The sequence below is a fragment of the Mucilaginibacter sp. genome, assembly GCF_025362475.1.
In the GTDB taxonomy this organism is placed as follows: Bacteria; Bacteroidota; Bacteroidia; order Sphingobacteriales; family Sphingobacteriaceae; genus Mucilaginibacter.
This window is the reverse complement of record NZ_JANYGH010000030.1, coordinates 25,188-47,569: the sequence shown is the minus strand read 5'-3', so window position 1 is coordinate 47,569 and position 22,382 is coordinate 25,188. Positions and strand designations below refer to the sequence as shown.

Here is a 22,382-nt window from a genome sequence, read left to right as displayed (position 1 = left end):
AAAACATAAATAAATTGTCTTTTGCGTGCCAGAGGTACGCTACCTAAGGTTCCGTACCTCTGGCACGGAGCTTCATTTTTGCTTTTTTGCTACAAAGCTATTCCCCCGCTGGGGGAGAAACTCATTAACTTAATAGCATTGAGGGTCTCTCCAAAGGAGGACCCTGAGGCACCATGCAGATCAAATTTGCATAGTTTTGTACTTAGCAAGCGCCCTCTGGGGCCCTTTACAAGGAGACCCTGAGGGGACGTTAAAGCATAGATTTAGTAGCTACGGTCTAGTATTCCCCCTATTTTTTCAACGATAATAAGCCATCAATCAGTTCGCTGTTAAACTCGCCTATGGTGGTTGTATTTAGTAATTTGTGTATCCTGTCCCTGATATCTTTAAACTCATTGTGTAAAGGGCAAGGGTTCACTTCAGAGCATTGTTTAAGGCCCAAACCACAGCCATAAAATAAACTGTCGCCATCAACCGCTTCTACAATATCACTTAAGGGCCTGCTTAACGAGGGCGGTTCAATAAAAAACCCACCATGAGGACCTTTAACTGAACTAATGAGCCCTTTTCTGCTTAAATCCTGCAATATTTTAGCCAGGTATAATTCGGGCGAATCGATACCGGTGGCAATATCCTTAATGCCTACCCTGCCGCCGGCAACTGTTTTAAGAGCTATATAGAACACAGCTCTTATTGCATACTCGCATGTTTTTGAAAAAATTGCCATCTGTAAAACAAAGATAACAAATTAATAAAAGATATTTTTGTCTTTTATTAATTAAACCGTAGATTTGTTCCGTTGAACAGCCGGATGTCTTAAACGTGTAATCCATATTAAGATAAAAGGATATTAATATATTATTATGACAAACGATCAAAAAGCACTCATTCTTGCCACAGTCCCTATTTTGAAAGAACATGGCGTATTGTTAACCACACATTTTTATAGCAGGATGTTTAAACACAATCCCGAATTAAAAAACATGTTTAACATGGCAAACCAGCAAACAGGTAAGCAACAAACCGCCCTGGCCATGGCAGTACTGGCTTATGCAGAAAACATTGCCGATCCATCTGTACTATTACCCGTGGTTGACCGGATTGGCCAAAAACATATCAGTTTAGATATTCGCCCAGAGCATTATGCCATAGTTGGCAACCACCTGCTGGCATCCATAGGCGAAGTTTTAGGCGATGCCGCTACAACTGAAATTTTAGACGCCTGGAAAACAGCTTATAACCAGCTGGCCGCGCTGATGAGTGGCCATGAAGCAACTTTATATATGGACCAGGTTTTAAAACCAAATGGGTGGACAGGCTGGCGCTTATTCAACGTGGGGCAGAAGACCATGGAATCGGCCGAAATATGTTCTTTTTATTTATATCCCGCCGATGGTGGAAAAGTGCCTCATCACAAACCGGGGCAGTACATCAGTATCAAACTCTTTCTTCCGCAATTAAACATGGCCCAAATACGCCAATATAGCATCTCCAGCGCACCCAATGACGATTATTACCGGATCTCTGTTAAGCGGGAAACAGGCGCAAGCATTGATATTAACGGCATGATAAGTAACCAGCTGCATGACGCCATTACCGAAGGCAAACAGGTAGAGCTTACTTCGCCGGCAGGCAATTTTACCCTACCCGATAACTTAGATGTACCACTCATGTTTATTAGCGGCGGTGTTGGCATAACTCCTTTTATGAGCATGGTAGATCACTTAGCTCAAAAGGGGACCAAACAACCCATTACCTGGCTTCATGGTTGTCGCAATGAATCTGTACATGCCTTTAAACAAAATATTAATGAGCTGGCAACAAACCATGCCAACTTCAATCAGCATGTTTTTTACGATGTAACATCGCCGGAAAACACTGCCGAAAACATATACGACGGGCATTTAAACATAAGCAAGATCGACGATTTGCAACACCATCCCAAAACCCGTTACTATATATGCGGCCCATCATTTTTTATTCAGAAACAATTTAATGACCTAAAAGAATCAGGGATAAATACGGATAATATCTTTTTTGAAGAATTTGGCCCGAATATTTTACAGCTAAATTAAGCTTCATTTTATTGCTCTGTAAAAACCGCCACAAATTAAATCTGAGGCGGTTTTTATTTTTGGTGCTTATATTAAACTGTTTTAACTTTATTTATTGATGCCTAAGATAAGTTTGTCATCCTGAACGCAGTGAAGGATCTGTTATTCGCCATACTTCTTCGCCCTGTACAGTCTGCGATTAGATCCTTCACTGCGTTCAGGATGACAAAAAGTTTTTTAATACGTCATTGGGAGGTACCATCTAATACCTATTTTTAAACAACTCACAAGTTTACTATGCCACTAACCCCGCATATCTGTACTACCTGCGGCGTGCAATATGCCCCTACGGCGACCCCGCCATTGCAATGCAAAATATGCGAAGATGACCGCCAGTATGTAAACCCTAAAGGCCAAAGCTGGACCACGCTCGCCGATTTAAATCATCAGCATAAAAACATTATAGAGCAGGTAGCTCCAAACCTATACACTATTTATACTGAACCCGCTTTTGGCATCGGCCAACGGGCTCATTTGCTGATAACACCCGGCGGCAATATTTTATGGGATTGCATCAGCAATATTGATGAGGAAACCATAGCGGAGGTTAACAAACTGGGTGGTATCAAAGCTATCGCCCTATCGCACCCGCATTATTTTTCGACCATTGTAGAGTGGAGCAAGGCTTTTGGTGACGCTGCGATATATGTGAACGCACTGGATGAAGAATGGCTTGCCCGAAGGGACGCTCCTATCCACCTCTGGCAAGGGGACGAAATTACTTTATGGGATAACATCCAACTGATTTGCTGCGGCGGACATTTCCCCGGCGGAAGCGTTTTGTATAGTCCGCAAAATGACGGTTTATTATTAGTTGGTGATGTGATACAGGTAAGCCCTGATCTAAAAACAGTTTCGTTTATGTACAGTTATCCTAACCTTATCCCACTGCCAAAAAAGGATATATTACAGATTCAAAAATCTATAAGCGGCGTAGTGTACCAGGCCATGTATGGCGCTTTCGGGCGTTATATTTTAAATGATGCGATGCGGGCTATGGCCTTTTCGGTAGAGCGGTATCTGAGGATATTTGAGTAGGATAACAGGCCTCAATCTCCCGCGGGGTTAGCGCAGCGTAACCCGTGGGTTGCATGTTTTCAGCTTTTAGCTTACCCGGTTCAACATTTTTACTTAACTCCCTCGCTCAACAACTCCTTCTTCATTTTTAAAATCAGCATTACAATAACCGATAGTGCGATAAGCACAAAGTAACTATAGCCCAAATTGTGTTCATCTTTAGCAGGCAGCAGAGAAACAATGCCATAACTAAAAAACGATACGATAACATAATTGATACCACCGGAAAGTCCGCTTGCTATACCTGCATTTTGAGGAAAACGGCTTAAGCAATAGGTGAAAAAATTATTGAAGGTGAAGCCCGCGGCTACGTGGATAATAAAAGCGAAAAATATCATGGAATATAAATTGGCTATATACCTCATGCTAATGATCATCACAATTACAAATATAACCTGCAGGCTAAGATTAGCTACCATGCGGTTAAAAAACGGTTTGTTGATAGTCGCTTTACCAATCAGACCGCCTATTAGCCAGGCTATGCCCAGCACCAGTGAACTGTAACCGGCAACAACAGGGGTTAAATGCAGGGTATGCTCAATAATAAAAGGCCCCGTCATGTTGTATATCATTACCATACAGTATGCAAGTCCCAACATAATAAGTCCCAGGGTAAAACTGGTGGTTTTTATCATGCTTAGATAAATGCCACCTATCTTTTTAATATGGAATGCCGAGAAATTTTTTAATGTTTCGCCACTGAAAATCAGCTCCAAAACCGCAAGCACAATAGCAAACAGGGCCAGGAAGTAGAAGTTTGATTTCCACCCGTAACCGGTTTGCAGGTATCCACCTAAAAAAGGCGCTACAATTGGCCCGGTAGACCATATGATAGAAAACAGGCTAAGGTAATGCTTCAACTTTTCGCCCGAAAAAAGATCAATAAAATAAGCGCGTTTAGATACCACTATGCCACCAACCGTAATGCCATGCAATATCCGCATGAGGTATATCACATAAATATTAGCTGAGTTGGCGATAACAATACTTGCCAAAGCAAAAACAGACAGGCATATCAGGCTGATATTGTACCGACCAAAGCTATCAAGCACACTGCCGATGAATAGTTGGGTAACGCCATAGCTTATTAAAAATAACGATAGCGTGAGCTGTACCTGTATACTGCTTACATGCATTTCGGCAGCCATAGTTGGTAACGATGGTATGTAAATATCCGTTGCGAAACCTGAAAGGGGTATTAGTGCAAAAGCCAACAAATTGGCAATGCCCTGGTGCCGCTCCTTAATGGGCTTTGGCACAGAAAGCGTTGAGAACATATCGGTTAAATTTGCTGACCGGGCTAAAAAGGGCTGTTTTATTACTCTTTTTCCGGTCAATTATTAAACAAGTCGCAAAGATACCCGGTTTAGGGAAGCGATTATAAACTTACCGTTATTATGATCTTTTGAAGACAGTTGAAAATTTCCCGTGTGAACTATATATATAACGTTGTCATTTCGAAACGAGGTACGAGTGAGAAATGACAACGGGTTTTTAGAATAAAAAAGATCTGCGTCTCCACAAAAAAATAATTTTATCCCAATTGCCTTATCAGCTCCCCTAAAACCTTAAAGCTCCGCTCCACCACGTCATTAAAAGTTAAACCAAAACTGATGCGGATAAAATTGGTGAACCTTGCATCGGTACTAAAAATTTGCCCTGGAGCAATGCTGATGTTTTGGGCTATGGCAAGCTGGTAAAGCTCAAAAGCATCAATGTTTTTATCAAGCTCAACCCATAGGGCATAACCTCCCTGCGGACTGCTTATTTTGGTATTTGCCGGAAAATAGATAACAATGGCTTGGGTATAACGCAAACTTTGGGTGTACAAGGCCTTACGCAGGTTGCGCATATGCAGGTCATAGCGTCCCGTTTCAAAAAAATGGCCAATGGCTGCCTGCGTTGGCGTAGCCGAACTGATGGTATGCATCATTTTTATATTGATAACCTGGTCTTTAAACCTGCCCGGTATGCACCACCCTACCCGATAACCCGGCGCAATTGATTTAGAAACTGATGAGCATAACAATACCCAACCTTCGGTATCGTAGCTTTTGCATGTACGCGGCCTGCTTTTTCCAAAATATATCTCGCCATAAATGTCATCCTCTATCAACGGGATGCGCCTTTTTGTTATCAGTTTGACTAATTGTTGCTTACTGTCATCGGGCATGCAGCTACCCACCGGATTACTAAAATTGGTTACAAACAGGCAGGCTTTAATATCCACTTTATCCATTGCCTCGGCCAGGTAATCAATATCAATTCCTGTATCGGGGTTAACCGGAATCTCCAGCACCTTCAAATCAAGGCTGAGCATGATATTAAAGATCCCAAAAAAGGTGGGGCTTTCAATAGCAACGGTATCCCCCGGTTTGGTAAGTGCCCGCAGGCAAAATATCAGGGCTTCCAGGCAGCCCTGGGTAGTTACCACATCATTGCCGGTAATATTACCGCCCCAGTTAAAAGCGTTTTTGGCAACCTGGTTACGTAAGCCGATATTACCCTGCAGATTTTCATAATTGATATTACCCGTAGGACTTTTGCGGATAGATTCCATCATGGATTTATTGAGCTTAGCCATCGGAATGAGGCTAAACGGCGGCGATGAACGCGATAAACGCACAACACTTTCTTCGCTCATGTTTTGATAAACCATCGCTATCATCTGGGTAACGCTGGCCTGCTCTATCTTTTTTAAGGGGGGCCTAACTTCTGGCGCGTTGGTTGATCTTGCCGGCGAAAACTTTACATAATAGCCAGATTTTGGCCTGGCCTCTATCATACCCATGTTTTCCAGCTCAACATAAGCTTTGTATGATGTGCTGATGCTGATGCCCTGCTCCAGGCTTAACGCCCTTACGGATGGCAGCTTGTCGCCGGTTTTTAGCAGGTTTTGTTTAATCTGTTTTTCAATACGTGCGGCTATCTGCGCATATAAAAAATCATCATTAACGGCTGCAGGCAATTTCTCCATTTTAAAAATCTGTTATGGTCAAAATTAATAAAACTGAATCTGTTTTACTATAGCCAGATGCTTTTACTTTGTAATGATCAAAACATATTAAAAAATGGAACTTCAATTAATTGATTATCAGCCATCGTACCAGCCCTACTTTGAAAAATTCAACAAAGCCTGGCTCGAAGAATTTTTTGTAGTAGAACCGCTGGACAAATGGGTTTTAGAAAACCCTGATGAGGCCATGCTAAAACAAGGAGGCAAAATCTATTTTGCAGCGTTGGGCACTACCATTGTAGGTACAGTAGGTCTTCGCTTTATTGAGGATGGTGTTTATGAGCTTACCAAAATGGCCGTTGATAAAACTTATCATGGTGGTGGCGCTGGTCAGTTTTTATGCCAGGCAGGTATTGATAAAGCCCGGGAAATGGGGGTGCAAAAGCTGATATTGTTTTCAAACCGGGTATTAAAAAACGCCATACACATTTATCACAAACTGGGCTTTACAGAAATACCGGTAACCCCAGGCACCTATGGCCGAGCGGACATTATGATGGAGATTAATTTTTAGCAAAAATAACATTCACAATAAACTAATATTCCGTCCCCTCAGGGTCTCTCCAACGGAGGACCCTGAGGCACCATACAGGTCGAATGTATATAGATTATACATAGCACGCGGCTTCAGGATCCCTTTTCAAGGAGACCCTGAGGGGACATTAAATATGTGTTGAAAAACAGAATATCACTCACCAACAAACTAAAACACCATGGAAATTACCCCATTAAGCGAACAGGAAATACAGCAACTAAGAACCGAAACCGAGGGAACAGCCCAAAAAATCCATTTTAACAATGCGGGTGCGTCCTTACCTCCTGATGTGGTGGTTGAAACCGTTGTTAATTACCTGCATGAGGAAGCAATTAATGGCGGCTACGAAACCGAATATAAATACGATGACCAATTAAATAATACCTATGAGTTGGTAGCCCGGTTGATTAATGCCGGCAAGGACGAAATTGCCCTTGTTGAAAATGCCAGTACGGCATGGGGAATTGCTTTTAACGGGATAGACTTTAAACCCGGCGATGAGATTATTACCTGCGAAATGGAATATGTAACCAACCTCATCGGTTTTTTAAATGTGCAAAAAACGAGGGGTGTAACTCTTAAAATAATCCCGAATGATGATCTGGGTAATTTTTCTTTACCCGCGTTGGAAGCCGCTATATCGCCCAACACAAAATTGATTGCCATGACCCATATTTCTTCAACCGCGGGCGGAATGATCCCCATTGTTGAGATTGGTAAAGTTGCCCGCAAACACCACATTTTATACCTGGTTGATGCCTGCCAAAGTGCAGGGCAAATACCGGTAGATGTAAAAGAGATTGGCTGCGATATGTTATCGGTAACCGGGCGCAAATACCTGCGGGCACCACGGGGAACTGGCTTTTTGTTTGTGCGCAAAGAGGTGCAGGATAAACTGCAACTCCTGTTTATGGATGGCTTTAGCGCGCCTTCGGTAAGCCTTGATAATTTTAGGCCGAGAAATGATGCCCGCCGGTTTGAACTGTATGAAAAAAATCGCGCAATTACCCTGGGTCTTGGTAAAGCCGTTGAATATGCCTTAAATATCGGAGTCGACAGGATCTGGCAGCGGGTACAATACCTGGCTAACTTGATGCGGCAGCAACTGGCAGCTATTGATGGGATAACTGTTCATGATTTTGGCGAACAGCAATGTGGTATTGTAACCTTTTCTGTAAACGGCATGGATAGCCCCTCAGTAAAAAACAAACTGGCCCAAAACCACATCAACGTATCTGTAGGTAAAGCCATATCAACGCTTATTTATATGGATAAAAACCACCTCACCAGTAATGTACGCGCATCGGTACATTATTATAATACCGAAGCAGAGATAAAGGTGATGTGTAATACACTTAAGGCATTGCATGTCAGCATAGTTTAATATTTATATCACACTACATTAAAGGCATCTTAACATCAGGTTTAAATAACTATTTTTGAAACCCGATGTTAAGAAGTCTTTTTAGTTTTTGCCGGTTCTTTTTCTTTTGGATGATATTATCCATACTAACCCGCGTAGTATTTGAAATATATTTCCATAACAAGCTAAGCGGCACCGGTTTTTACGAAATCTGGCAAACGTTTTTATATGGCATCCGTATGGATGCTTCTGTCGCGGCTTATATCTGTGTAATCCCCCTGCTCGTTTTTAGCGCCAATTGGTTCACAAAATATAACATCAAAACTACATGGTTAAGGTTTTATGTTTACCTGTGTGTGTTTATCATCTCATTCATTACGGTTGTTAACCTCAACATATTCCGCGAGTGGGGTACAAAAGTAAACTTCAGGGCGTTTGATGTTTTTCTAAATGCCCCATCCGAGGCTTTCGCGGCAGCCAGCTCTTCGCCCATTTTCCTGAGTTTTATTGTCATGGTTGTGCTGTTTGTTACCGGCGTTTTGCTATCAAAATATATCATCGACTTTAAATTTACCAAGCCCAAAGCCCTATTCGTAATTAAACCTTTTATCGTAGTATTACTGCTGGGCTTAAACCTGCTGGTTATTCGCGGCGGCTTACAGCTGGCGCCAATAAGCCAGAGCAATGCCTATTTTTCTGCAAGGCCCATCCTTAACCAATGTGCCCTGAATACCGAATGGAACCTGATTCAAAATGTAGTGGAGAACGTGCAGTCGCCGGGTAATCCATACCTGTTTATGCCTGCACAAAAAGCCTCGGCTTTGGTTGATAGTATGTACTCTGTAAAAAAGGATAGCACTATACATATCCTTACCACCAACCGCCCTAATGTGGTGATCTTTCAGTTAGAAAGCTTTACAGCCGATTTGATAGCATCATTGGGCGGAGAAAAGGGAGATGCGCCAAATTTTGAGGATTTTATAAAGCAGGGGGTTTTATTTGATAGTATTTATGCCGCCAGCGATAGAACCGATAAAGGGATCATCGCTATTCTAAGCGCATTTCCATCGCAGGCTACAAGAACCATCATTATTGATAACGAGAAACAGGAACGCCTGCCCACCCTAAGCAATATTTTTGCCGACCAGGGCTATAATACCTCCTATTTTTATGGTGGCGAAAGTGAGTTCATGAATTTTAAGGCCTATTTATTAAGTCATAAAATTGCCCACCTGGTTGAAAAGGAAAACTTTGAGGATAAAGAAATGAATTCCAAATGGGGTGCTCATGATGATATTTTATTCAAAAGAAATATCAATTACCTAAGTCAACAGCAACAGCCATTTTTTAGCTATGTGCAAACATTAAGTAATCATGAACCATTTGAGTTGCCGGTGCCGCCTCATTTTCCGGGCGATGACATGAGCAATAAATTCAGGAGTACGGCTTACTACACCGATGCCAGCCTGAAACAATATATTGACGAAGCTAAAAAACACAGCTGGTACAAAAACACTGTTTTTATTTTGGTGGCAGATCATGGGCACAGGCTGCCCCTAAACATATCCGAACCTTATGAACCCAGGAAATACCACATCCCCCTATTGTTTTTCGGTGATGCCATAAAACCAGAATACAGGGGCATGAAAATTAATAAACTGGGTAACCAAACAGATATAGCCGCCACTCTGCTGGCGCAAATGAACCTGCCACATCAACAATTTAAATGGTCAAAAAACTTATTGAATCCATATACCCAGGATTTCGCATTTTTTGATTGGGATAATGGCATGGGCTTTATGCTGCCTCAGCAAGCGGTTACTTTTGATAATGCCGGTAACACCGTAAGCTTTATCCAAAATAAAAACATGCCGCAAAGCTATACGGATAAAACCCTGCTTTATGGAAAAGCTTTTATGCAGCAGATATTTACACAATACCTGGCATATTAAGCTAAAAGGCAAGGTTTATTAATAACCTTAATATAAAAGTTTCGGCTTAAACCTCGTTTTGTTCACACACCAATCAAGGTCGGTATTTGAGAAATTATTTTTTCTATCCAATGCTGAAGACTATTCATTTTACGCCAAAATACCTTTACATGCTTTTAATAAGATGTCTGGGCATTAGGTTGTATTTCCGTATGCCTTATCTGTCCGCCTAAATAACCAGTTCGGGCAATAAGTCCAAAACCTACTAATGAAATAAATAATGCAACCAGAGCAACCGGCCTTATCAGCGATGATTTTTTCAGGGTTATCAAAAGCCCAATCACAGAGATTGCGCCTAATATGATCAATGCAATCAAAGATATAACAGCAGAATCTTCATGCTGGTCAATCATACTTTTTGCTATCCCTGGAATGTTTTCCACACCATCTTCTGCTCCTTCACCTGTAGCGTAAGCAATTACTGCACCTATTGCAGAAACAATTAAAACGTTGTATGCAGCGATCAAAACTTGGTGGCTTTTAGTCCAAATTCCATGGATTAAAACCAACCCACCTAATATAGAGCCGATAATGGGCAGGTGAGTTATCAGTAAATGGATGTGAGTTTGATTCATGATTCCTCTTTCTTTGAATAAAGATTGCCAGAAAAACTCTTAATAAAAATGAGGGGGATCATTCGTAAACGTGATCTATATCTGTAACCCAGTATATGGGGGCAGTATAAACCTTTAAATTAATTGTTTGATAATTAGTAAATTTAATTAAATATCATACGTAATCATGACCATCGTCATTATTACACCCGTTTAAAAACTCCAATTTTACAACTCAACGCTTTACCATGAAAACAGTTTTGATGCTGACCGATTTTTCTGCAAACGCAACCCATGCAGCCAAATCCTCTTTAATGCTTGTAGAAAAGCTTCATGCCGATATTTTCCTGTATAACGCTTATGATGATCTGCCGATGATACCTGCTTATACCGGCGGCCCCTGGGTAGTTGATGAGTTTTCTTTTCGTAAAAATGAAAGCATAGTCGGGCTAACTCAGCTATCGATACAAATAAAGCATCTCATTACTAGTTTTTGTACAGATGACTATAAACCAAAAATAGATTATCAATCAGAAGACGGATCGCTCGGCAATAATATACCTGCTATTATCCAGGAGAAAGATGTAGCCCTCATTATAATGGGTACCAGTACCAACAGTACTTTGAACCACTTTTTTTTCGGAAGCGATACCTTAAGCGTTATTGAACATTCATCCTGCCCGGTTTTGGTAATACCGCCAAAATCAGAGATGAAAAAAATCAAAAAAGTTACTTTGGCCACGGCATTTGAACTATCCGACATCAACGCTATTACCTACCTGGTTGGGCTTGGCAAAACCCTTTGTTTTGAATTGGAAATTGTACATGTATCGCTTTTAGAAGAAAGTGAAAATCCAGCTAAAGAAAAAGCAATTTACAACCATGTTGATGCCATCAAACAAACAAGTGTAACTTACCAGCAAATAAGAGGTAAAGATGTAATTAACAGGTTAAACAGATTATGTAAAGACAACGAATCAGATATGCTGGTGCTGGTTCATTACCGGCATGGCTTCTTTTCAAATATCTTCAATAAATCCACAACCGAAAAAGCACTTGTAAATCATCATATCCCTTTAATGATCATTCCATCTGTTATGGCATAAGCCGGATGAGAAAAATTGCATCTTAATAATACACGCCAAATATCTTTTCGGTTTGGCGAATCCTGCTTATTCCATATCCAGCTAATACAAGTTCATTTCTATTAGCTATAAATTTTATATGTTAGCAAAAAAATTAACATTATACATCATATTTGGTATGATGAATTAATCTGACCACCTCAAAAGTTCATAAAATATTTATCTTTACTGTGTAACTTTTTATTATGGCCTTTAAGTTTCCAGTTGGTGTTTTATATTTTTTGGCTCCCCCGCTGTTTGTAAAAAAAATTAAGGCATCATGATCCCGGACGATTTATATATCGCAGATGATGCCAAACTTTTATTGCAGCTTAGCAATGGCAGTAAACCTGCTTTTGATATTTTGTATAACAAATACTGGAAACAGGTTTACAATACAGCTTACAAAAGGTTGAATGATGCTGAACGCGCCCAGGATATAGCCCAGGATGTTTTTGTACAACTATGGATAAGAGGCACCAAAGCACCCATTGAAAATTTGCCTGCCTATTTATTGGTTGCTGCCCGCAACGGTGTTTTCAAGTTTCTGGAGAAGGAAGCAAAATATACCGCGCTGCCCGATGGCGCTGATGAACTAAGAGGATCACCTCATGGCGCCGATGCCAACATGCTTCATAACGAATTTTTAAAAGCCTTTAACGAATTAATAAACACATTGCCCCCGCAGCAGCGCATTATCTTCAATTTACGCTTTAATGAAGGCTTAACCAGCCAGCAAATTGCCGATCAGTTACAAATTTCTCCAAAAACGGTACGCAATCAGATGGGCAAGGTACTTGTAACACTAAGAAAATCGCTTTTCCTGATCCACCTACTGTTTTATTTCTATCAAAATGGCTAATCAGGCTTAATGTAGTCTAAAAGCACTCCACATAAATGCTTTATTTACAATAACAGCGTTTTTTTATTGCTTAATTCACACTATTTACTTTCATTAAATGTATTTTTATTAAAAAAGATAAAATATTTTTAAATGACGTGGGCTATTTTAAATTTCCCGACTCATGTTTATATAAAGAATGTAGATGGACGAAGCAAATAAGCAATACTTTTTTGAAATTTTAACAAAATACCGCCTTGGTGAAGCAACCAGGGAAGAAATTAAGTTCCTGGAATCATATTATGATCTGTTTGAGGTTAGTGATGACCTTATTACAGATGAAAATGAGTTGGAGTATGTTTTTTTAAAAAGAGCTATTAAAAAAACAATCGATGACCGGATTAAGCAACACGAAAAAAAAACCTTTTCTATTGGGTTAAAGCCTATTTATATAAAATACGCTATAGCGGCTTCTATTCTTTTCTTTCTCTCTATTACTACTTATATCTTTGTTTCTAACAACCATAAGCCCAACCTTATAAATAACGCCTATAAGGGTATAGTTCCCGGCAGTAATAAAGCCATGCTTACACTTGCCAACGGAACAAAAATTACGCTTGATGATGCCACCAAAGGCGAAATAGCCAAACAAGCCGGCGCAAGCATCACCAAAACAGCTGATGGGCAAATAGTTTACAAGGCCGAAGCCAGCACAAACGATGCCGGTCAAAATACTGTAGCTACTCCCAGGGGAGGCCAGTACAAAATAACCTTACCCGATGGCACCAATGTATGGCTCAACGCCGCTTCATCATTAACATACCCAACCACATTTAAAGGAACCGAGCGATTAGTTACCCTTAACGGCGAAGCCTATTTTGAGGTAACTAAAAACAAACAGATGCCTTTTAGGGTAAAGTCGGCCATCCAAACTATTGAAGTATTGGGCACACACTTCAACATTAATGCTTATGCCGATGAAAGCGCCATTAAAACAACCTTATTAGAAGGTTCTGTTAAAGTTAGTTCGGCATCAAATTCCAGTTTAATTGTTCCCGGCGAACAAGCCATCGTGAGCTGGGCCGGCAACGGCTCCATTGCCAGACTCAAGGTTAACCTTGATAAGGAAACCGCGTGGAAAAACGGCATATTCTCTTTTGAAAACGACGACCTGAAAAGCGTAATGCGCCAAATTTGCCGCTGGTATAATATTGATGTTGTTTATGAAGGCAATTTACCCCCCGAAAAATACTTTGGAGAAATATCAAGGAATAGCAGCCTTACCGAAGTCTTCAGAATACTTGAGCTCAACAACTTAAAATTCAACGTTGAAGGCAAAACAGTAAAAGTATCCTACGATAAATAAAAACATTTCCCTAAACCTTACACAATTTTAACGATTAACTAACTGATTTTTAAACTGATAAAACGATTTACATGATTAGATAACTACAATAAGCTCCCCATCATTAAAGACAAAAAAGGCCGGAAGCCTCTCACCGCTTCCGACCAAAAAAAGGTCAGGCAGCATCGATGTTACTCCGCGCTGCATTTTATTAACCCATTCCTATTCAAAAGTATGAAATTAACTTTTCTTTACGATCCCTTATGCACTATAGGGCCGGTAAAGTACAAACTCTTTTTAGTGATGAAACTCACTACTATTTTATTATTGGTTGGCGCTATGCACTTATCTGCAGCAAGTTACTCGCAAAATGTAACTATATCCAGAAAAAATGCAACCCTCGAAACCCTTTTTAAGGATATTAAACAACAAACCGGTTATTTGTTTTTTTATAACGGGCAAGTAAATATCACCGGTAAAACTAAAGACGTTGACCTTAAAGATGTTTCACTTGCTGATGCATTAAACACTTGTTTAACAAACTACAACCTCACCTATACCATTGTTAATAAAACAATTGTAATCAGGAACAAGATACCCGAGGAGGAGCCGGTAAAGCCTGTAGCAAAAAAAATAGAAGTAAGCGGCGTCGTTCTCGACTCGGCAAATAAAGCACCTTTACCGGGTGTAAGTATCGCACTCAAAAAAAGCAGGGCGTTCCTGGGTCAAACAAACGGCAACGGCGAATTTAAGGTAACCGCTGATGAAGGCGACATTTTAATACTTAGCTATATTGGCTATAATACAAAAGAAATTAAAGCGGCCGAAGGAAAACCAATTGTAATAAAACTGGGTCAAAAAGTTAGTTCTATCAATGATGTGGTGGTTACTGGCTATCAAATTATTAAAAAGGACAATTATACCGGTAGCGCCATAGTAGTTAAAGGAGAGGATCTGAAGCGGCTAAACCCTAATAATATTATGGAAAGTTTGGCATCGTTTGATCCTTCTTTCAGGATAGATCAAAATAACCTTTTAGGTTCAGACCCTAATGCCCTGCCTAAAATAAACGTAAGGGGTTCTACCACACTTCCTTCATTAAGCAAAAATCTTATTGATCGTAATAATCTTTCCAGTACCTATAACCTGCCTGCGTTTATTTTAGATGGCTTTGAGGTTTCACTTCAAAAAGTTACCGATCTTGATATAAACCGGATAGCGAGTATAACTATTTTAAAGGATGCTGCAGCTACAGCGGTTTACGGTTCAAGAGCAGCAAACGGTGTAATTGTAATTACTACCAAAGCTCCAATCCCGGGCAAACTACAACTATCATACAACTATGAGTTGAATATTACCGCGCCTGATCTTTCTGATTACCATGTTTTAAATGCAGCGCAGAAACTGCAATATGAAAGTTTGGCTGGTTTATATTCGGCAGCAAACAATACTGCTGAAAGCCAGGATGCCCTTGACCAGCAATATAGCGGCAAACTAAAAAACATAGTAGGTGGTGTAAATACCTATTGGTTATCGCAGCCATTAAGAAATACCTATGGCCAAAAGCATTCGCTTTACGCCGAGGGTGGTGACTCATCTTTCCGTTATGGAATTGATCTTCGTTACCAAACAAATCCCGGCGTAATGAAAGCGTCCGGTCGTAACCGGTACAGTGGCGGTATGAACTTTGTTTATAACCCCACCCGTAATCTGTTGTTTAAAAATGAAGTTACCATTACCCAGGTTGATGGCGAAAATTCAAAATATGGCAGCTTTACCGATTATGTAAAAATGGAGCCCTATTACCCGATAAAAGATGCATCGGGTAATTTAATAAGGGAAATTGCAAACTGGAGAATTGATACCCATATCAATGATCCGATATACGGGCAATACAGAAACGAACCGGTTTACAATCCATTATATGAAGCCAGTTTAGGCAATTTCGATCGTAACTCTTACCTGGAAATCATTGATGCTTTTTCAATGGATTGGAAAATCACATCGGGTTTACGCCTGATTGGTTTAATAAGTGTAAACGATAGTAAAAGCACTGCCGATAGATTTGTTTCTCCCTTCAGCAATTCATTTTTTAACGGCCCTGCAGACCAAATACAAAACAGGGGAAGTTATGCTTACAGTGTTAACAATTCGCTCACCTTTGATGGTAACGTAAGGTTTGTATACAACAAACAACTTGGCGAGCATTCCATCAACGCCGTATTGGGTACCAATATAACGTCATCAAAAAATGATTTTAAAGCATTTGAAGCAAGGGGCTTTTCAAATGATAAATTTACCAACATTGGCTTTGCGCGTACCTATACACCCGATGCTGCACCCGGCGGCGAAGTAACACGAAACAGGTTGGTAGGTTCATTATTTAATGCGAGTTACGCCTATAAAAACAAATACCTCATGGATGCTTCCTTCCGTTTGGATGGCTCATCGGCATTCGGTTCAAACAGCCGTTTCGCACCTTTTTGGGCCGGCGGTATAGGATGGAATATGCACAAAGAGAGCTTTATGGAAAACTTCTCTGCAATTTCAAGATTTAAGCTAACCGCTACAGCAGGTCTTACAGGTTCGGTAGATTTCCCACCCTCGTTGGCAAAAACAACTTATAATTATCAAACATCCAATTGGTATTCAACAGGAGTTGGCGCTATTGTTAATAACTACGGCAACGAAAATTTAAAATGGCAAAAAACCACCAATTATGATATGGGCCTTGAATTAGGCTTGTTTCATGATCGGGTTATGATTACGCCGCGGTATTACTATAAGTTAACCAAGGGTTTGGTTACCGATGTTAATATAGCGCCATCTACCGGTTTTGCTACCTATAAAGAAAACCTTGGCGATATGTCAAACAAAGGCTATGAACTTTACTTAACTGTTAATGCCTATAAATCAAAAGACTGGAATGTTAATTTAACAGGAAATTTTGCACACAATAAAAACACAATAGTTAAAATTTCAAACTCGTTAAAATCATACAACTACAATGTTGATACAGTACAGTCAAATGTAAAAAACAACCTGCAAGGCACACCACTGCTTCGTTTTAAAGAAGGGCAATCACTAAACGCAATCTATGCCGTAAAATCATTAGGTATCGATCCGCAAAGCGGCAAAGAGATCTATGTAAAAAAAGATGGCTCACTTACTTATGTATACGATGTAAATGACACCCAGCCGGTTGGCGATGCCACGCCTAAGGCCGAAGGTTATTTTGGAGGCAATGTTACCTATAAGCAATTTTTGGTAAGCTTTAGCTTTCATTACAAGTTTGGCGGCGATATGTATAACCAAACCCTGATTGACAGGGTTGAAAATGCTGACCCACGCTTTAATGTGGATAGCCGCGCTCTTACTCAACGTTGGCAAAAACCCGGCGATATTGCTTTATATAAGAATATAACTGATCTGGGTACTTCATATGCCACCTCGCGGTTTGTGGAAAAGGATAACCTGATTGAACTGAAATCAATTTACCTATCCTATGATTTGAAAAAGAGTTTTGCTAAAAAATTAGGCCTGCAATCTTTAAGAGCAGCAGTGACAGCTAATGACATATTCAGATCAGCCAGTGTTCAGGTTGAAAGAGGTATTGATTATCCTTATGCCCGCAGTTTAACATGCTCTTTACAAGCCACATTTTAATTAATACCGACATGAAGAAATATATATACATAATTGCAGCATTGATGGCATTTTCATCATGCAAAAAATTTCTGGATGTAAAGCCGGAGTCGCAGATAGATAGGGACCAGTTGTTTACTACCGAACAAGGATTTAAAGAAGCACTGAACGGAGTTTATACCTATTGCTCATCACAATCGCTGTATGGCGGTAACCTTACATTCAGCAACCTGGATATCCTTGCTCAAAACTACCAGTTTAATGATGTCATTAACCAGGATATAGCCAATTTTGATTATTCGCAGATCTGGGTAACCAACAAAAACAACGAAATATGGGCCTCGGGATACCGCGCCATAGCCAATTGTAATTATATACTTGATGCTATTGACGCTAAGAAAAGTATTTTTACCGATGATAACTACGCCATTATAAAAGGTGAGGCTTTAACTTTAAGGGCATACCTGCATTTTGATATGCTGCGTATGTTTGCCCCCTCTTTTAAAACTGGAGCAGGAGCAAAAGGCATACCTTATGTAACCTCTGTTAGCACCAAAAGCACTGCTTTTTCTACAGTGAGCGTCGCATTGGATAAAATCATTACAGATCTTAACCTGGCTAAAACATTACTTAAAAAAGACCCAATTGTTAACGGGGCATATATAGTGGGTTACCCAAGTGATCTTGTTAGTAACGAAACAAGCAATGCCGATCTTTTTTTTCAAAACAGGCGCCAAAGAATGAATTACTATGCAGTTTGTGGAGAACTGGCCCGCGCCTATTTGTATAAGAACGACGTGATAAACAGCCTGGCAAACGCACAGGAAGTAATTGAGTCGCAAAAATTCCCTTTTACAAATCCGGATAACTTTATTGAAAATGACAATACCAAAAAGGACCGTATATTTTATAAGGAGCTGATATTTTGCTGGTATATTGATACCAAAGATATCAATTTACAATTACAAAGGCAGTTCTCAAATACCCCTCCCCAATATAGTGGCACCATTGATCAAATCAATGATATTTATGAAAAAGCACAAGCTGGTTCAGAAGATCTGCGGTTAAAACAATGGTTTGTATCCACGGCATCAACAACAGGAGGAGGAGATCGTGCTGTGTTGCAAAAATACATCAACAATGCATTGCCTTTAAAAAACCTGCATCCACTGGTTGCACCCGCATTGCGCCTCAGCGAAATGTATTATATAGCTGCCGAATCAATTTTTGATACCAATCCAACAAAAGCGCTTGACTACTTCAATACCATCAGGGCTAACCGCGGGATAGGTTCATACATGGTGACCACCGTACCGGATAAAAAGACGTTTATTGATTTATTGGTAAAAGAGGCCCGAAAGGAGTTTTATGGAGAAAGCCAGATGTTTTATATGTACAAACGGTTAAACCATGATGTTACCATTTCCTCAACCTTATCCGAACCGGCATCAAATCAAATATTCGTATTTCCGCTACCGGTTGACGAATTAGCTTATAGAACCAATTAACTGTAACGAAAATGAAAAGAATTATATTTTCCGTTTTTATTGTTTGTACAGCAATATTAGGATGCAAAAAAGACGCCATACTTACCTACAACTCCACAGATAACATTTATCTGAATTATAGTAGGCCCGATAAACCAAACGGCGATGCCATCGTTTTTTCTTTTGCTTTTACGCAGGGTGTTGAAAAAGACACCATTTGGTTGCCTGTAGCAATTTCGGGCAAAAAAGTAAATCACGATAGAAAATTTGCCATGAATGTGGTAGACGGAGGCACAACCGCCGTACGTACACTGCATTTTGAACCGTTGAAACCCTTTTATATTATGCCGGCAGATTCCGGCACCACCAAAGTACCGGTTATCATTAAAAACATTGATACAGGTTTAACCAGCAAATCAGTTGTTTTAACTGTTCGTGTTTCTGGTGGGGTGGATTTTGGCAGCAGCCTGCCAGAAAATATCCGCACAAAAAGCATCATCTATTCAAACAGGCTCGAAGAACCGGATTGGTGGAAATATTGGGGGCAATTAGGTCCATACAACAGAACAAAGCACCAGCTTTTTCTGATCTCATCAGGATCCACATCGCTGGTAATACCCAACTCATCACCTAATTGGTATATGGAGATACCGAGAACGCTTTACTACATATCTAATATGCATGAGTTTGTTACCTATCCGTTTGATTGGGTTAAAAGTCACCCCGAAAAAGGATATGTTTTGGTAAAAAGGACTGATAATAGCGGCGACTATGGTTTTTACAATGTAAATGCCCCTACTAAAAAATTCCTGCTCAAATATTTCCCGGCGGCAGATAAGTATGTTTTTATTGATGAAAACAAAAATCAGATCAACATATAGTCATTCTTAAAAAAATAAGATCATGAAATTTAAAATATTCATTTTTATACTTTTTATCCTTGCTTCTTATGGATGTAAGAAGGACCTGGGTAACTACAACTACAACCCGCCATCTGAGCCTGTAGTTGTAAACTTTAAAGATAATACCTTTAACGCGCTGGTTGGTGATTCATTGATTCTGAGACCATATATTCAGATCGCCGGTGCTAGCCCGCTTAAAGATCTTTCTTATCAATGGGATATCAGTGTTGAAGAAGACGCCCGCACCGATACATACACCGGCTATCCGCTTAAATTTATTTATAACCTTAGCCCCAAACTGCGTACGGCAAAACTAACCATCACCGATAACAGGAACGGCATAAAATACTTTTACCCATTTAAAATACAGGGCGGAACGCAATTTTCTATAGGAACAACGGTATTGAGTGTTGATAATGGGGTAACTAAACTATCATTTGTTAAACCTGATGATAAAACAGTGCTTAGCAACCTGTACTTTAATTTAATGGGCGAGAATTTGCCTGCTAATGCGGTGCAACTATTTGCCAAGCCACTGGCTTACCAGGCCGGTTCGGTAGAAGATTACTGGGTTGTTTCACAGGATCCCATTAAAAACAGCGTTATTATCGACGGAAATACCATGCTCAAGAAAAGAGATTTTAAAGACCAGTTCTTTAATGCTCCCGCTAAAATTGTGCCCCAGTATTTTGAAGCTTCTCAAGGAATCCCTACAGGTGTAATTAATAACAAATTATACCTCAGCATTACTTCTACGGCTCCTTTCGCCCCCGATTTTGGAAAATTTTCAAATCCTCAATCCGGCAATTATACCTTATCAAAGTTTATAACCCGTACTTATAGCTACTTTTTTGGGTTCGATCCGCAAAAAAAGGCATTTATAACATTTGATTCGGGCGGTAACTATATGGGTGCCGATTATACGGTTACAGGAAACGCGTTTGATCCAAAAAACATAGGCACAAGCAACCTGGTATTTATGCAAACCGTACCCGGAATTTCCTACGCGTTTTTTAAACCCGAAGGAGGAGGAGATGTATTCGAGCTTTCGTTCAATGTTGATATGATGAATTATAACACCAGGTCAATAAAACCTATCTACAAGCGGGTATTTAAAGGAGCATCGTTAGTGCAAACAGATACCCAATGGCAGCAATCGGCGGTTGATATTATCTATTTCACATCTAATGATAAAATATATCGCTATAACCCGGTTAATGAGGATTTGAGAACGCTTGATGCCAACTTTGGTGGTAAAAAGGTGAGTATGATTCAATTAAGCGCAGATGGTAATACATTAACGGCAGGTATTGATGGAAGCCTGATTACGCTTGATGTAAGCGTTGGCAAAAATGGGGTGGTAACTAAAACAATCACGGGTATTCCGGGCGCACCAATAGGTGTTGTTATAAGGAAATAAATTACAACCAACAGAAAATCATGAAATTAAGTAAAATTGCAATAATATCCTTAGGGGTAATTGGAACCCTATTCTCTATATCCTGCAGCAAAACCAAAACCGTTGAAGGGCCCAAAGCAGAAGCGGCCGGGGCACCGCCCAAAACATGGAAAGAGCATTGGTTTACTCATGACCTTGTAGTATCCCGTGTTTTTTACGATGATAACCTGTCTCTCTATTACGATGAGGATGTGGATAAGTCAGTTATCTGGCCTCAAAAAACAATGTCGGATGTGTGGAGCTATGTTAAAAAAACATATGGAGCCTTCGGTGACTCATCACGGCTGTATGTAATTTTTCACCAGGGCAAATTAGGGGGCGGGCATCCGGCATCTTATTTTGATGAAAGCCATGATTACCGCAATACCATCGACTGTGGATTAGATAACTGGACATACCCAACCGGAGAACAAATTGGCGTGCCGATACATGAAACCGGGCATATTGTATGTGGCGCAAGTCATGGTGTTCAAGGTTCGCCATCAGATGTACTTTGGGGCGACAGTAAGTTCATGGAAATTTATAATTATGATGTGATGATGCACATTGGCAGGGAGGACGAAGCAGCAAGGATTTATGATCAGCTGCAGTCACAAACTGACATTTTCCCTCGTCCGGGATCAAAATGGTTTAAAAACTGGTTTTATCCTATCTATTCCCAATACGGCCATGCTGCGGTATTGAATAAATATTTTGAATTACTGGCTCAAAACTTTCCTAAGGTAAAAAACGCCCATGGCTATCAATACACCAGGGATTTAAACTATGGCGAGTTTGTACACTTCTGGAGTGGTGCAGCCGGCGTTAATCTTAAAGACCAGGCCACCCTTGCGTTTGGCTGGCCCGATGACTGGGATAAACAGTTTAAGCAAGCACAGATTGATTTTCCGAATGTGAAATACAAATAATTAAATCAGGTTTAGCAATTC

Annotated in this window: 17 protein-coding genes; 13 read left to right on the top strand and 4 right to left on the bottom strand. The window is 40.2% G+C overall.

The features are described from left to right. Positions 1 to 289 precede the first annotated feature (289 nt). Positions 290 to 727 (bottom strand): Rrf2 family transcriptional regulator, encoded by a 438-nt coding sequence (locus Q0R88_RS11375; RefSeq protein WP_295716159.1) that lies wholly within the window; start codon positions 725 to 727, stop codon positions 290 to 292. Between the two features lie 136 nt (positions 728 to 863). Here Q0R88_RS11375 and hmpA point away from each other — a divergent pair, with 136 nt between their 5' ends. Together hmpA and Q0R88_RS11365 are read left to right on the top strand one after the other, a co-directional pair. Beyond that, positions 864 to 2,075 (top strand): NO-inducible flavohemoprotein, encoded by a 1,212-nt coding sequence (hmpA, locus tag Q0R88_RS11370; RefSeq protein WP_295716157.1) that lies wholly within the window; start codon positions 864 to 866, stop codon positions 2,073 to 2,075. 276 nt (positions 2,076 to 2,351) lie between these two features. Beyond that, positions 2,352 to 3,152, top strand: coding sequence for a hypothetical protein (locus Q0R88_RS11365; protein ID WP_295716155.1), 801 nt, complete (start codon positions 2,352 to 2,354; stop codon positions 3,150 to 3,152). 89 nt (positions 3,153 to 3,241) lie between these two features. Here Q0R88_RS11365 and Q0R88_RS11360 read toward each other — a convergent pair whose 3' ends face one another. Next, entirely contained in the window at positions 3,242 to 4,468 is a 1,227-nt protein-coding gene (locus Q0R88_RS11360; RefSeq protein ID WP_295716153.1) for an MFS transporter, read from the bottom strand. A gap of 257 nt (positions 4,469 to 4,725) precedes the next feature. Then, entirely contained in the window at positions 4,726 to 6,168 is a 1,443-nt protein-coding gene (locus Q0R88_RS11355) for a PLP-dependent aminotransferase family protein (RefSeq protein ID WP_295716151.1), read from the bottom strand. Positions 6,169 to 6,262: 94 nt separating this feature from the next. Between Q0R88_RS11355 and Q0R88_RS11350 the strand changes: the two genes are divergently transcribed. The 3 genes from Q0R88_RS11350 to Q0R88_RS11340 all read left to right on the top strand — a co-directional run bounded on the left by Q0R88_RS11350 (position 6,263) and on the right by Q0R88_RS11340 (position 10,057). Further along, entirely contained in the window at positions 6,263 to 6,721 is a 459-nt protein-coding gene (locus Q0R88_RS11350; protein WP_295716149.1) for a GNAT family N-acetyltransferase, read from the top strand. Positions 6,722 to 6,920: 199 nt separating this feature from the next. Beyond that, a complete protein-coding gene (locus Q0R88_RS11345; protein ID WP_295716147.1) occupies positions 6,921 to 8,126 on the top strand; it encodes an aminotransferase class V-fold PLP-dependent enzyme in 1,206 nt (401 codons plus the stop codon). Between the two features lie 65 nt (positions 8,127 to 8,191). Then, complete coding sequence (locus tag Q0R88_RS11340) at positions 8,192 to 10,057, top strand: alkaline phosphatase family protein (protein WP_295716145.1); 1,866 nt, start codon at positions 8,192 to 8,194, stop codon at positions 10,055 to 10,057. A gap of 155 nt (positions 10,058 to 10,212) precedes the next feature. On the opposite strand, the gene Q0R88_RS11335 is transcribed toward Q0R88_RS11340, so the two are convergent. Then, positions 10,213 to 10,671 carry a hypothetical protein gene (locus Q0R88_RS11335; RefSeq protein ID WP_295716143.1) on the bottom strand — a complete coding sequence of 153 codons (459 nt, stop codon included), beginning with the start codon at positions 10,669 to 10,671 and terminating at the stop codon, positions 10,213 to 10,215. 227 nt (positions 10,672 to 10,898) lie between these two features. Here Q0R88_RS11335 and Q0R88_RS11330 point away from each other — a divergent pair, with 227 nt between their 5' ends. From Q0R88_RS11330 to Q0R88_RS11295, 8 genes are all read left to right on the top strand, one after another. Next, a complete protein-coding gene (locus tag Q0R88_RS11330) occupies positions 10,899 to 11,756 on the top strand; it encodes a universal stress protein (RefSeq protein ID WP_295716141.1) in 858 nt (285 codons plus the stop codon). A gap of 298 nt (positions 11,757 to 12,054) precedes the next feature. Further along, the gene (locus Q0R88_RS11325) at positions 12,055 to 12,636 is read left to right on the top strand and encodes a sigma-70 family RNA polymerase sigma factor (protein ID WP_295716139.1); all 582 of its coding nucleotides are present in this window, start codon (positions 12,055 to 12,057) and stop codon (positions 12,634 to 12,636) included. Positions 12,637 to 12,820: 184 nt separating this feature from the next. After that, positions 12,821 to 13,981, top strand: coding sequence for a FecR family protein (locus Q0R88_RS11320; protein ID WP_295716137.1), 1,161 nt, complete (start codon positions 12,821 to 12,823; stop codon positions 13,979 to 13,981). Positions 13,982 to 14,194: 213 nt separating this feature from the next. Continuing rightward, positions 14,195 to 17,626 carry a SusC/RagA family TonB-linked outer membrane protein gene (locus Q0R88_RS11315; RefSeq protein WP_295716135.1) on the top strand — a complete coding sequence of 1,144 codons (3,432 nt, stop codon included), beginning with the start codon at positions 14,195 to 14,197 and terminating at the stop codon, positions 17,624 to 17,626. A gap of 11 nt (positions 17,627 to 17,637) precedes the next feature. Next, positions 17,638 to 19,113: a RagB/SusD family nutrient uptake outer membrane protein gene (locus Q0R88_RS11310; protein WP_295716133.1), complete on the top strand. Its 1,476-nt coding sequence runs from the start codon at positions 17,638 to 17,640 to the stop codon at positions 19,111 to 19,113. A gap of 11 nt (positions 19,114 to 19,124) precedes the next feature. Beyond that, a complete protein-coding gene (locus Q0R88_RS11305) occupies positions 19,125 to 19,973 on the top strand; it encodes a DUF4843 domain-containing protein (RefSeq protein ID WP_295716131.1) in 849 nt (282 codons plus the stop codon). Between the two features lie 22 nt (positions 19,974 to 19,995). Then, complete coding sequence (locus Q0R88_RS11300; protein WP_295716129.1) at positions 19,996 to 21,414, top strand: PKD-like family lipoprotein; 1,419 nt, start codon at positions 19,996 to 19,998, stop codon at positions 21,412 to 21,414. Between the two features lie 20 nt (positions 21,415 to 21,434). Next, positions 21,435 to 22,361 (top strand): hypothetical protein, encoded by a 927-nt coding sequence (locus tag Q0R88_RS11295; RefSeq protein WP_295716127.1) that lies wholly within the window; start codon positions 21,435 to 21,437, stop codon positions 22,359 to 22,361. Positions 22,362 to 22,382: the final 21 nt, after the last annotated feature.

What these genes read in the sequence shown, in the direction of transcription:
- Q0R88_RS11330 (WP_295716141.1), top strand. Translation starts at nt 10,899, where the DNA reads ATGAAAACAGTTTTGATGCTGACCGATTTTTCTGCAAACGCAACCCAT.
- Q0R88_RS11375 (WP_295716159.1), bottom strand. Translation starts at nt 727, where the DNA reads ATGGCAATTTTTTCAAAAACATGCGAGTATGCAATAAGAGCTGTGTTC.
- hmpA (WP_295716157.1), top strand. Translation starts at nt 864, where the DNA reads ATGACAAACGATCAAAAAGCACTCATTCTTGCCACAGTCCCTATTTTG.
- Q0R88_RS11335 (WP_295716143.1), bottom strand. Translation starts at nt 10,671, where the DNA reads ATGAATCAAACTCACATCCATTTACTGATAACTCACCTGCCCATTATC.
- Q0R88_RS11355 (WP_295716151.1), bottom strand. Translation starts at nt 6,168, where the DNA reads ATGGAGAAATTGCCTGCAGCCGTTAATGATGATTTTTTATATGCGCAG.
- Q0R88_RS11320 (WP_295716137.1), top strand. Translation starts at nt 12,821, where the DNA reads ATGGACGAAGCAAATAAGCAATACTTTTTTGAAATTTTAACAAAATAC.
- Q0R88_RS11300 (WP_295716129.1), top strand. Translation starts at nt 19,996, where the DNA reads ATGAAATTTAAAATATTCATTTTTATACTTTTTATCCTTGCTTCTTAT.
- Q0R88_RS11325 (WP_295716139.1), top strand. Translation starts at nt 12,055, where the DNA reads ATGATCCCGGACGATTTATATATCGCAGATGATGCCAAACTTTTATTG.
- Q0R88_RS11310 (WP_295716133.1), top strand. Translation starts at nt 17,638, where the DNA reads ATGAAGAAATATATATACATAATTGCAGCATTGATGGCATTTTCATCA.
- Q0R88_RS11340 (WP_295716145.1), top strand. Translation starts at nt 8,192, where the DNA reads ATGTTAAGAAGTCTTTTTAGTTTTTGCCGGTTCTTTTTCTTTTGGATG.
- Q0R88_RS11305 (WP_295716131.1), top strand. Translation starts at nt 19,125, where the DNA reads ATGAAAAGAATTATATTTTCCGTTTTTATTGTTTGTACAGCAATATTA.
- Q0R88_RS11360 (WP_295716153.1), bottom strand. Translation starts at nt 4,468, where the DNA reads ATGTTCTCAACGCTTTCTGTGCCAAAGCCCATTAAGGAGCGGCACCAG.
- Q0R88_RS11295 (WP_295716127.1), top strand. Translation starts at nt 21,435, where the DNA reads ATGAAATTAAGTAAAATTGCAATAATATCCTTAGGGGTAATTGGAACC.
- Q0R88_RS11350 (WP_295716149.1), top strand. Translation starts at nt 6,263, where the DNA reads ATGGAACTTCAATTAATTGATTATCAGCCATCGTACCAGCCCTACTTT.
- Q0R88_RS11345 (WP_295716147.1), top strand. Translation starts at nt 6,921, where the DNA reads ATGGAAATTACCCCATTAAGCGAACAGGAAATACAGCAACTAAGAACC.
- Q0R88_RS11365 (WP_295716155.1), top strand. Translation starts at nt 2,352, where the DNA reads ATGCCACTAACCCCGCATATCTGTACTACCTGCGGCGTGCAATATGCC.
- Q0R88_RS11315 (WP_295716135.1), top strand. Translation starts at nt 14,195, where the DNA reads ATGAAATTAACTTTTCTTTACGATCCCTTATGCACTATAGGGCCGGTA.